The 11,454-nt window shown below is 41.2% G+C and carries 9 protein-coding genes; 3 read left to right on the top strand and 6 right to left on the bottom strand.

The features are described 5' to 3' along the window. Nucleotides 1-432: 432 nt before the first annotated feature. Nucleotides 433-1,182, top strand: coding sequence for an MBL fold metallo-hydrolase (locus HUZ36_RS05795; protein WP_147391323.1), 750 nt, complete (start codon nucleotides 433-435; stop codon nucleotides 1,180-1,182). A gap of 81 nt (nucleotides 1,183-1,263) precedes the next feature. Here the strand turns inward: HUZ36_RS05795 and recN are convergent, their stop codons facing one another. The 3 genes from recN to nadK all read right to left on the bottom strand — a co-directional run bounded on the left by recN (nucleotide 1,264) and on the right by nadK (nucleotide 4,582). Further along, nucleotides 1,264-2,940: a DNA repair protein RecN gene (gene recN, locus HUZ36_RS05800; protein WP_125252468.1), complete on the bottom strand. Its 1,677-nt coding sequence runs from the start codon at nucleotides 2,938-2,940 to the stop codon at nucleotides 1,264-1,266. Nucleotides 2,941-3,048: 108 nt separating this feature from the next. After that, complete coding sequence (locus HUZ36_RS05805; RefSeq protein ID WP_125252469.1) at nucleotides 3,049-3,636, bottom strand: hypothetical protein; 588 nt, start codon at nucleotides 3,634-3,636, stop codon at nucleotides 3,049-3,051. A gap of 61 nt (nucleotides 3,637-3,697) precedes the next feature. Next, nucleotides 3,698-4,582 (bottom strand): NAD(+) kinase, encoded by an 885-nt coding sequence (gene nadK / locus HUZ36_RS05810; RefSeq protein WP_125252470.1) that lies wholly within the window; start codon nucleotides 4,580-4,582, stop codon nucleotides 3,698-3,700. A 90-nt stretch (nucleotides 4,583-4,672) separates the two neighbouring features. Between nadK and HUZ36_RS05815 the strand changes: the two genes are divergently transcribed. Together HUZ36_RS05815 and grpE are read left to right on the top strand one after the other, a co-directional pair. Then, complete coding sequence (locus HUZ36_RS05815) at nucleotides 4,673-5,608, top strand: HrcA family transcriptional regulator (protein WP_176032324.1); 936 nt, start codon at nucleotides 4,673-4,675, stop codon at nucleotides 5,606-5,608. Between the two features lie 65 nt (nucleotides 5,609-5,673). Further along, complete coding sequence (grpE, locus tag HUZ36_RS05820) at nucleotides 5,674-6,282, top strand: nucleotide exchange factor GrpE (RefSeq protein WP_176032325.1); 609 nt, start codon at nucleotides 5,674-5,676, stop codon at nucleotides 6,280-6,282. A gap of 326 nt (nucleotides 6,283-6,608) precedes the next feature. Here grpE and HUZ36_RS05825 read toward each other — a convergent pair whose 3' ends face one another. The 3 genes from HUZ36_RS05825 to HUZ36_RS05835 all read right to left on the bottom strand — a co-directional run bounded on the left by HUZ36_RS05825 (nucleotide 6,609) and on the right by HUZ36_RS05835 (nucleotide 11,376). Beyond that, complete coding sequence (locus tag HUZ36_RS05825) at nucleotides 6,609-7,583, bottom strand: tetratricopeptide repeat protein (protein WP_444428303.1); 975 nt, start codon at nucleotides 7,581-7,583, stop codon at nucleotides 6,609-6,611. A gap of 215 nt (nucleotides 7,584-7,798) precedes the next feature. After that, the gene (locus HUZ36_RS05830; protein ID WP_176032327.1) at nucleotides 7,799-8,569 is read right to left on the bottom strand and encodes a substrate-binding periplasmic protein; all 771 of its coding nucleotides are present in this window, start codon (nucleotides 8,567-8,569) and stop codon (nucleotides 7,799-7,801) included. A gap of 119 nt (nucleotides 8,570-8,688) precedes the next feature. Next, entirely contained in the window at nucleotides 8,689-11,376 is a 2,688-nt protein-coding gene (locus HUZ36_RS05835) for a CHASE domain-containing protein (protein WP_368659789.1), read from the bottom strand. Nucleotides 11,377-11,454: the final 78 nt, after the last annotated feature.

Raw genomic sequence — 11,454 nt, forward strand, 5'->3', positions numbered from 1 at the left:
ACTCATGGTAACTACTCTTGTTTTTTGGCGATTACAGAGTACCACCAACAGGCAGTTGATCTCTCCTCACCGATTAACCATGAGTGGTGCACTTATTATCTGAATTCGGGGGCTATTACTCTAAAGCTCAGTAATTTAAGAGATGAATATCAGTGAATTAATACCAAGTACGTTAATTAATCAATCTATTTTTAGGCCAGAAAATCTTATCGATAGCACTGCTACCTTCGAAGTACCAACATCCATGGAGACAAGACAAAACCTTTGCTCTTTAGTTATTAAAATAAGAAGTTTCCAACACAGCTAGCGTCAGGCTTATTCCCTTAAAACTGCGCAAGTATTAAGGCTGATTTGGTATTATAGTATGGTTTTTTTATAATGCTCACACTATACTCCGTACAAAAAAGAATAGAAAGGAATGAAAAATAACAAATGCAAAAATTCAGAATAACTAAAAACTTGTACCTCTATCAATTTCCACCATTTGAAGGGGATCATGTTGGCTATAATATTTATGCTTTTATTGAAGACAACACGGCTATGCTCCTTGATACCGGATTTGAAGCACATGGAAAAGCTGTTCATGAAGATCTAAACAGCCAGGGTATTAATATTACGCAGGTATTATTCTCTCATTTCCACCCGGATCATATCTCTGGTCTGCCAGCGCTTGCAATGCCAGAACTATATGGAAATCACCATTATAAAAATACACTAAATAAATATATAGATAAAACTAAGCATCATTATTTTGAGGGGCTCAACGAGCTTAATGAAAACTCGGTTTTGCATTTCGGTGAGTTCGATTTTAAATTTGAGTTTATTTCTGGGCATGTGGAGTGTGGTTTGTATACCATCATCAATGATAAATACATCCACGTAGCTGATGACATTATGACGTCAAATAAATCTGAAGCACTTTTGCCAGCTGTTCATATTAGTGGCGCACAAGCACATTTTGATTCTCTTGAAAAATTAAAAAGCTACGCTGAGCTAACGTTACTACTCTCCCATGGAAATCCAATTTCTGGAGCGGAGCAAGTTTTAACCGAAATATCTCAAAGACAAAGTTATCTAAAGGCATTGGCTCAAAGTGAATCACCACTTAGCCTAGAAAAGGCCATAGCCAAATGCACAACTCAGTTTTTACATACAGAGTGGCATAACTACGTATATCGTTAGTCATGCCACACAATGCAAAGTTACCGCTGCACTTATTCTCCAGTTATCTTTATGATAAATCGTTCAAGTCAAAAGTGGCATTCACGCACTTTGTACTTGTAATAGTTCCTTTGCACTCGCTCTTGTTGTATCACTTATTCTATCGCCACCGATTAATCTGGCGATCTCATCGATACGTTCGTTATGTGCCATCGGCGTCATTTTGGTAAAGGTTTCACCATTCTCAACTCGCTTTGCGACAAAAAATTGGTTGTGACCACTGCACGCTACTTGTGGTAAGTGCGTAACGCAGATTACTTGTGTAGACTGGCCAAGTTGGCGCAGTAATTTACCTACTGTTGCCGCTGTCGGCCCAGAGATACCGACGTCCACCTCATCGAAAATCAAAGTAGGGGTGGTGACGCGTGTTGCGATAATAACTTGTATGGCTAGGCTGATCCGCGATAGCTCTCCACCTGAGGCGACTTTCCCCATAGGCTGTAAAGGCTGTCCAGGGTTTGTAGAGACATAAAACTCAATGTGATCATATCCAAGTGGACTCGGCTTTCCACCTAGGTTAGGTGTTAACTGGATCTCAAACTGGCCATCGCCCATTGCAAGTTCTTCCATACTCGCAGAGATACGCTCGTTAAGAGATGCACTGGCCTGCTGGCGACTTTGGCTTAATCCATGAGCAGCTTGGTTGTAGGCGTTAATCGCTTCAGCTATTTCTTCTTCTAGCGCATCGAGTCTTGCGGAGTCAGAGGTAATAGACTCAAGTTCATGTTGCAGTGCTTGGTGATGTTGATAGAGCAACTCAGGCTGAACTTGATGTTTTCTTGCCAAATCTAAGGCTTGTGAAAGTCTATCTTCTAGCTCCTGTAGTCGCATCGGATCTTGCTCAACTGAGTCGGAATAACTGCGGATCTCTCTACTGGCTTCTTCTACTTGAACTGCTGCTTCATCAAGCACTTGCGCAATGTTTTCAAGGGTTTTATCAAAGCTGGTAAGTTCAGAAAATACTTGAGCGCTTTGCTGTAGTTGCGATAATACAGTCTGCTCGTCATTTTCATATAGACGAGATAATTCGCGATGGCACTGTTCTAAAATTGTTTGGCTATGACTTAGGCGTGAATGTTCACTCTCAATATCTTCATATTCACCTTCTTGTAAAGCAAACTCATCAAGCTCAGCGACTTGATATTCAAGAAGTTGTTTTTTTGCTGCTTGTGCCTGTTGTGACTTTTGAAGATCGACATATTCTTTTTGTAGCTTGTGATAGTGACTATATTGTCCCTTAACTGCTTGCAAGAGCGTGGTGTGATTAGCATAAGCATCTAGTAACTGTAACTGATATTCAGGCTTCAATAACAACTGATGAGCATGCTGCCCATGAATAGCAATTAGGTGCTGCCCAAGCTCTTTTTGTTGACCAACCGTGACAGGTGAGCCGTTGATATAGCTTTTACTGCGCCCATTTTTACTGATCACTCTACGAAGAATACATTCATTTTCTTCATTTTCTAGCATATGTTCGGTAAGAAAACGCTTAGCTGCTGGGAGCTGAGACACATCAAACTGAGCTGATATATCGGCTTTTTCACTGCCCGGACGGATTGCTGCAGGATCAGCTCGCTCGCCAAGACAAAGAGAAAGCGCATCAATAGCGATAGATTTACCAGCGCCTGTTTCACCAGTTATTGCGGTCATACCGCAATGCCAGTCGATATTTAGCGCACTAACAATAGCAAAATTTTGTATATTCAGAGCCAAAAGCATACTGTACACCTTAACAAATGATCACTGTTAATTTATACAGTATTTGGGTGTTTAGCAACTTATATCATAAAATTTCTTTCAGATATTAAGCGACACTATTAAGTGTATTCAGCTGAGTGCGCGCTCTTTCATAGCCGGAGCTGATTGTTTTTGTTGCGTCGGTGGTTCTGGCGCTTCCACTGCTGGGTTCTGGATGTTTTCGGCTTCATCATCTTGCAAAGTAGTGGGGGTGTCTGGTGTTTGAATACGTGCAATGAGTGCAGGTAAAATCTCACGATAAAAATCGCGATTATATGCGATCCCTGCGTTTGGCAACTCTGCAACAAAATATTGTAGCTGTTCGGCAAGTAAATCTATATTGCCGTTTTGTCTGCACTTATTTAACTCGTTCGTGACTGAATAAATGAATAGTTCACTGACTTTTTCGAGTTGAGCGAGGTTTTCCTCAGAGTGCGGTTGCACAACAAAAAAATTACCGACAATTGCATTGATCTGCGGGGCATATTTGGGCCGCAAGATCTTTGCTTCTACAAACTCTGCTACTTTCTGTTTAAAGTGGTTGCTTATTACTTTAAGACGGTCATTAAAGGCCTTTTTTTCAGCTTCACGGGCTTTTCTTCTATTGTTTTCAATCACTAAATACACGGAGAGTATAGTGATAAGCAGCGCTAATGTGAAAAATACAACGTAAGCCATTTTATTATTTTTTACCTAATTTAGAAAATTAACCAAGGTTATTTTGCGTAACTTTATGTACTTAGTAAAGCCTACTGCCCCAATTTAATTTCTGCCTAAGAACATTGTAGTAGGAGTAACACTTAGGATGGATAAGTCTAAGCTTTTTCTCTGCTTTTTTTATAACCACTTCATCTCCGGGCAAGACTGCAAGTACTACATGGCTATCACAACTTACCTGTAAGCTATCGGTATTTTCCAAGCTCAACTTTAATTTAACTTCTTTGTCAGCATCAACAACAAGTGGCCGGCTAGACAGTGTATGGGGAAACATGGGAACCAATGACATGGCATTAAGCTCGGGTGTCAAAATAGGCCCGCCACCGGATAATGAGTAAGCCGTCGACCCCGTTGGTGTGGATACTATCAGACCATCGGAACGTTGAGAAAACACAAAATCATCGTCGATGAAGGCTTCAAACTCAATCATGTGCGCGACTTTGTCAGCATGAAGCACCGCCTCATTCATTGCTAAATTTGCACTTTTGAGTTGGTCATGCCTGTATACGGAAACTTCTAATAAAAACCTGGACTCTTCAATAAATTGACCACTTAGTACCGCTTCTAACTGCGCTTCAAACCCTTCGGGGTTGAGATCAGTTAAAAAACCGAGGTTTCCTCTATTCACCCCTATCACAGCAACATCAAAGCGAGCAAGTACCCTTGCTGCACCTAACATATTACCGTCGCCACCTACAACAATTGCCAAATCGCAGCGTTTTCCTAATTCAACTAATTCGACAACACACGTTTCATCTAGGGTTTTAATCTGATCAGCGACACGATCTTCAACGAGTACTTCATATCCTAATGCTTGCAAAAAAGTATAAAGTCGTTGTAAGGTCGTTCCCGCACCCTCATGGTTGGGTTTGCCAATTAAGCCGATAGTGTTAAACGTGGTCGTCATTCAGTCATTTGTCCTTGATATTTTTATAGCAAGATTATCTTAAAAGCGTAGTGCTTGAAACTGACAATTGACACCCATATTAAAATATTTATGAAACTGAATCCTAGAGATGAACAAATTCTGTGCGCGGTTATGCGTCATTACTGTAATGGTGATGGCCAACCTGTTGCATCAAGCAAAATTGCACAGCAAGATGGGCTTTCTATTTGCTCTGCTACTGTACGCAATTCGATGGCACGCCTTGAAAATAAGGGCTTATTATATTCACCGCATACTTCAGCTGGACGCGTACCGACGGATCAAGGGGTAAAATTTTGGTTACAAGAGTTTTTCCCACTGACTGACGTGGCTGTACATTGGCAACCTGACCAGTCAGCGATTGTTTCGTTTGCCCATTTACTAAGCCAAAACTTTCAGGTCTGTTGCTGCGTTGGTTTACCACAAGTTAGCAGCAAGCAGATGTTTCGTGTAGAAGTACTCGATTTTGATCGCAAAAATTGGTTGGTGCTGTTAATAGACAGGGCTGGGCAGTCTCACAATATTTGTATTGATAAACCCGTTGATGACTCCGACGCGCTGCGTTATCAGTTTGCGGCGTGGATGAATACCGTGTTTAGCCAACAGAACTTGGTTGAAGGACTGCATCGGATGCGGGCGATGGCACATAGTGCGCCACCAAGCTGTCATCATATTTTGGCACAGTGGACAAAGCAATTAAGTCAGCAACTGGGCTCTGACAACGCAATTGTTGTGGGCGAGCGTTATTTATATAACCGCCTAGAACTGGATAAAGAAATTAACATTGGCGTTGGTTTTTTAGAGCAGGTTGAAGATCGCTTAGCATTTAAAGATGGCGTATCGGTATTATTGGGGGAGGAGCTGAGTATGCTTGATTTAGGTCGGGTAGTTGTACTAAGTGTGCCCTATTTTTCTAAAGGACAATATCAAAGTCGTTTCTGCGCGATTTGTCCCGCAGACTCGAAGATTGAGGCAATCTTAACTGAATTCAAAAAATTGCCTCAGTAAAGGGTTGAAACTCTCATTTCAATCCCCATAATTACGGCAGTTGTAAAGAATCGGAGAATAATCACATGTCTGAGCAGACAAAAGCCACAGAGCAAGAGCTTGATCAAGAACAAACGCAAGTGGAAGCAGAAACGGTTGAAGCACAAGAGCAACAATCAGAACAAGCTGAAAATGTGAGTGAGTTGAGCCCAGAAGAAGAAATTGCTGGCTTGTATGCGCAGCTAGAAACGGCTAAGCAGACCATTGACTCGCAAAAAGACAGCGTAGTTCGCGCCGCAGCAGAGCTAGAAAATGTACGCCGTCGTGCAGCTCAAGATGTTGAAAAAGCGCATAAGTTCGCACTTGAAAAATTCTCAAATGAATTGCTACCCGTCATTGATAACCTAGAGCGTGCGATTGAGTTTTCTGACAAAGAAAATGAAACGCTTAAGCCTGTGTTGGAAGGTATCGATATGACGATTAAGTCTTTTGCTGATGCGTTGGCAAAGTTTGGCGTTGAGGCTGTAAACCCTCAAGGTGAAGCGTTCAACCCCGAATTACATCAAGCTATGTCTATTCAGCCAAGTAACGACGTTTCGCCAAATACTGTGCTAGCCGTGATGCAAAAAGGCTACACTCTAAATGGCCGTTTATTGCGTCCTGCTATGGTGATGGTATCGAAAGCGGCTGAGTAAACCTCGGATCCGCTTGCAATACCAAAGTCGGCTTAATACTTGAGGGTAAAAGTGAGCGACTTATAAGAGGCTACCAAAATGGGTGGCCTTTTTTATGTTCAGTGACTGAGGGTAAGAACGTGCGGATACCAATTTGACTTAATACTTGCTCAATTTGAAGGAGTAAATCTGACGCTAACAGCGTTAAAAATTTCTTATTTAGAACAACTAAATAGCGAAATTTTTGCCTGGTTATCGACAAGATTTTCTCGCCTCAAAATAGACCACTTAATTAAGAAAATTGGTATTAGCGCTAAATGTAGCCGATTATGCTATTTGATGCCCCGCTACCATTGGCAGCGTTTTACCTTTGCAAACCATGAACTCGAAAAAGATTTTTCTGTTATCGGTTGGGGAGCGATGATGTCAACACTTAGCTCCTTCGCTAAATAACGATGTACCAGTATTTTTACCTTATCACTCTCTAATTGTGTATAAGCGACTTGCAGTTCATCTCTTGTTGCTTGACTGATAATTTCACCTTCTAATTGATGATAGCGTGCTTCTAGCCATTGTAACCACGCTTGTTTTGCCACATTTGGAAAAGCATTAGTTAGTGTTGAAGTTGGCCCTTGTAGTCGTTCGTAATTGACAATATGTTTTTGAATTAGAAAAACAAACATAAGATTGATCCCTGCGGATATTTGTCCAGCTCGTTTATCAATAGCCTGATAGCCGAGTAGCGCACTGCGAAAATACTGCTCAGCCTCTGGTACTTTTCCCTGATCTAACGCCAAACTCCCTAAATTGCTCTCCAACATTGCAAGGATAGGAGTTTGTTTCAGTTCAATGGCAAGCTGACGTGCTTTGTGATAAATGTTACGGGCTTTTTGATAACGATTTTGGTTGCGTGCAAGTAGTGCGATACTGTTCATCAAAGATAATCTTTGGCGATCGTTTTTTGCGTACTTATACGCGCACTCTAAACTCATTTCAGCGTCCTGCAAGTATTCTTGGTGTCGTAACCAAATGCCCAGAGCACTCAGCACAGTAGGAAGGTTTGCTTTGAATGTCACTGTATGTGAATGAGCGAAAACAGCGTTGATTGAGTCATAAAGGCGGTCTTGCTGATTAGTTGGAACTGATGCACGAGCATTTAGTAAATGCCATTGAATATAAAGGTCAACAGGAGCGGTTGACAAGCCTTCTAGGCTATCCAAAATGACTAGAGAGTGAGCTGGATTAACGGTTAAATAGTCCTTAGCTTCATCTAGTTTTTGTGCAAACTGCGTCGAGTCATCAGCTAGAGCTGCTTTTATCATACAAATCAGCCAAAGAATGAAAACAATCGAGCGTCGCAAATCTGCCTCGCAGTACCGTAGTCAATATAATAAATGTAGTCGCTTGCAGTAACATGTGGCAAGCCGAGTTTGGCTATTTGCTGATGTTACGTAGTAGAATGAGGTGTAAATATTGAGCGAAAGCGATTTCTCAATCGTCATGGCTTCGCTCAATATCTCTGGTTGTTCAATTGATATTATAAAGTGCCGCTTTTCGTATCGGACATAAATAAAGCATGTAGCTCAGCTTGCTTCGCATTAATGAGTTGATTGATCGTACTTAACTCATCTGAGGTGATGGTTTTTTTACTAAGCATATAACGCACTGGTGTGCTAAAGGCATCAACATTTGCATAGACAATACCCGTATAACTAGAAGATCTGATCAAATGATTACCAGCCAACTTATCTTCAATTGCATAATCGACTCTACCAATCCGCAGTAAGTCAAAGCGCCGTGTCGCATTTGGGAGGCGGATAACCTGCTCGTTGTTGTGGTTTTGAGTCAACGTTGCAAAGGTATCACCGTAGTAGCTGCCATTATTGATGGCAAAGGTATTGTCTGTAAGTAGAAGCGACTCGATATGCATATCGGTTCTTGGGTTTTCTTTTAGTTGGAATAACGCCATGATCTCTTGACGATATGCTGTAGTAAAGTGGGCATATTTTACTCGTTCTGGGGTTTGAGTTGCGGCAACAAGTAAGTCGATATTACCAGCTTTGATCTCTGCAAACATTCTCGCTGATGAAGGGTAAATTATGTATTTAAGGCAATACGCTGGGCGAGTAAAAATGGTGTTTAATGCTGATATCTCAAGACCAGATAAGGTATTGTCTTGGTGCTCAATATAGGGTGGCCAATAAATTTCATTTAAACCAACACGTAACGTCTTAAAACAGGTTGCGGTAACTTCAAATGCACAAAGAATGAGTAGTAAACTAAGTGGAATATAACTTGAATATGGCATTATAGACTGGCCCTGAGAAGCCATTTTTTAATATAAAAATGAGTCATCAGCAAAGTAAAAAGGGGATATTTATTTTATATTAATTCATGATGTCTATACTTTTATATAATACTAAGGTGTTATTTTCGAGAGTTGAGTACAGTGCCTATCACATTAATGAGCTCATTTTGGTCAATTGGTTTGGCGACATATCCGTCAAAACCAACTCGCTCATAGAGTGCTTTGTCCTCTGCAAATGCGTTAGCCGTTAGAGCGATAATGGGAATTTGAGGGTGATGTTGTTTTAAGTATTTACAGGCATCAACACCATCCATCTCTGGCATTTGAATATCCATTAAAATGAGATCGGGGGAGTGTTTAGTAGCCAGCTCAATCGCTTCTTTTCCGTTATTTGCAAGGGTGATGTCACCATTGGATTTGTTGATCATTGAACGGACAACCATTTGATTGATTGGATTATCTTCTGCAAGAAGAATGGCAACTCCACTAAGATCTGGTGCCGAGTCTTCAGTATGCGTGGATGAAGTTGTTATTTGCGTAGATCTTTGTAGCGGCAGCTCGACAGTAAACACGCTACCATGGCCAAGTTTACTTTCTACGCTAATTTTACCCGCCATGAGTTCTACTAGTGAGCGAGTAATTGATAGCCCTAAGCCTGTTCCTCCAAACTTTCTGGTTGTTGATTTATCGGCTTGTTCAAACCGGGAAAATAGCTTTTGTATGGTTGTGTCGCTCATGCCTATCCCTGTATCTATCACTTTGATAAGCAAACCTGTCTCATTTTCTAGTGTTGTTACTTGTATCTTAATATGACCAGACTCGGTAAATTTAATCGAGTTAGACAGTAAATTGAGTAATATTTGCCTCGTCCTTACCTCATCTCCCAACCAATGCTTATGCTCAAGCATCATGTCTACCTTAAAATCTAATCCCTTATTTTTAGCTAGTACTAAAAAATCAGAGTGCAAATGCTCTATCAACACACCAATATCAAAAACCCGTTGCTCTAGCTCGATCCGGCCAGCTTCTATTTTTGAAAAGTCTAATATATCGTTAATAATTGTATTTAGGGCTTTAATAGAATAAGTGGCTTTTTCCACAAGATCAGATGCAGTGTTACTAAGCGGCTCTGATTTTAATAATTGTAGGGTGCCATACAGGCCATTCATTGGTGTTCGTATCTCATGACTCATATTTGCTAAAAACATTGCTTTGGCCTTTGCTGCTTGCTCTGCAGCTTCTTTTGCCTGCGATAGCTCCCATTCGTGTTTAAGCTGCTCTGTAAGATCGTTTGCGATCCCCAAAAAGCCATCGATTTGACCTTGTTCATCTCTCAAAGCAGTAACGTTTAATTTTATTTGGACATGTTGATTTTGTTTGGTGACGTATGTCCAACGGCTAGTGTCTACCTCGCCTTGTTTCGCTTTTGCAATAAAGACTTCAAAATCAGGTTGGATCGGCTGTTTCAGTTCATCGGTAAGGGCATGTGCTTTTGCTATTACTTCACTTTTTAGGTGACAGCTATCTGGGTAGTATTTACCAATTAGCTCAGCTTTTTTATAGCCAAGCAAGCGCTCTGCGGCGGGGTTAAACTGGGTTATATTTCCGCTTTTGTCGGTTGCGATTATGGCGTACCCAGAGCCTTCAACAATGCTTGTATGAAGTTGACTATATTTGACTATTTCTTTGGTGCGGGCTTTTACTTCTTGTTCTAAAGATGAGTTCAGCTTTCCAAGTGACAGCGCTTTCTCGGCCTCTACCGCTAGTTTCTCTTTTTCTGCAAGGCGCTGCTGAAGATAGCTCAACAGTATAATGTAGGTGATAACGGCGAGTAAAAATGAAACCAGTAAAGAGACTTGGAGTATCAAGTTGGGAGAAGTTAGGTTTAGTGATTTTATAAACATTGGGGTAGGAGAGGTAGTTACCTCCCACACTCTACCAAATAGATATAGCTGCTTGGTTGACATATGCGTTGCTGTCACAGTACCTTTGGGTATAGAGTTGTAAAAGGGGATTGCAGCTCCTGCGTTAGTGACGTCAGATATTTGAACGGATACATCTTGTCTAAAAGACAACAAGGTAGAGAGAATTTCATCAATAAGTAGTGGTGAATATGTCCAACCGACGAGGTTATCAAGGTGGATTGTTTCCTCGCTAATATCTGTAAGAGTGTTGTAAACGGGGGCGAGGATCAAAAAGCCATACTTAATTTTGTTGTCAGCTTGCACAAGCGTAATAGGAGCGGTAAGTCTCGGCGAATTGGTTGTTGCTGCCTCCAAAGCTGCTGCTCTACGATTCTCCTCAGAGCCGATATCTAGTCCCACGGCTTGTTTATTATTTATCTCAGGTTCAATATATTGAATAACAAAATTACTGTCGGAGTGTGGGTTTAAGTATTTTATCGCAAAGTTATTATCACTACGCTCAGTTTGAGCGCGAGCAACAAAGGTATCGAGCTGTGCCGTAGGAATATATTTTATAAACCCAAGTCCGCGAGCACCGGGATATTCAACCTCAAAGTTAAAAGACTGAATATATTGCTGCATAGCTTGATAATTAAACTGCTGTGGATTTGCGTAGATGGCAGAGCGAAGACCTAGAACCCCATACCAATATAAAGTAACCCGCTCTCGGACTCCCTCGGTAATATGTGCCAAACGGGAAGACAATGCTGATGAAACCTTCTCCGCATGATGCTGTTTTTCTTGCTCAAATAAAACTAGTCCATAAGCCATTCCAACGATAAGTACAGCCAGTGCGGCAATGAGCGGCAGAAGTCGAATTTGATAAATACTCGGCAGTGGCACATTAGTTTCCTTGCACGGTTTGTCTACGTCTTATGGTAGTCGAGGTCAGATTGAATAGATAGGAAAAATAGTTTTTAT

Origin of the sequence: Pseudoalteromonas sp. McH1-7 (assembly GCF_013366255.1) — a bacterium.
GTDB classification, from domain to species: domain Bacteria; phylum Pseudomonadota; class Gammaproteobacteria; order Enterobacterales; family Alteromonadaceae; genus Pseudoalteromonas; species Pseudoalteromonas peptidolytica.

Excerpts from the sequence above, each read along its gene's own strand:
- HUZ36_RS05795 (WP_147391323.1), top strand. The coding sequence starts at position 433 with ATGCAAAAATTCAGAATAACTAAAAACTTGTACCTCTATCAATTTCCA.
- recN (WP_125252468.1), bottom strand. The coding sequence starts at position 2,940 with ATGCTTTTGGCTCTGAATATACAAAATTTTGCTATTGTTAGTGCGCTA.
- HUZ36_RS05805 (WP_125252469.1), bottom strand. The coding sequence starts at position 3,636 with ATGGCTTACGTTGTATTTTTCACATTAGCGCTGCTTATCACTATACTC.
- nadK (WP_125252470.1), bottom strand. The coding sequence starts at position 4,582 with ATGACGACCACGTTTAACACTATCGGCTTAATTGGCAAACCCAACCAT.
- HUZ36_RS05815 (WP_176032324.1), top strand. The coding sequence starts at position 4,673 with ATGAAACTGAATCCTAGAGATGAACAAATTCTGTGCGCGGTTATGCGT.
- grpE (WP_176032325.1), top strand. The coding sequence starts at position 5,674 with ATGTCTGAGCAGACAAAAGCCACAGAGCAAGAGCTTGATCAAGAACAA.
- HUZ36_RS05825 (WP_444428303.1), bottom strand. The coding sequence starts at position 7,583 with ATGATAAAAGCAGCTCTAGCTGATGACTCGACGCAGTTTGCACAAAAA.
- HUZ36_RS05830 (WP_176032327.1), bottom strand. The coding sequence starts at position 8,569 with ATGCCATATTCAAGTTATATTCCACTTAGTTTACTACTCATTCTTTGT.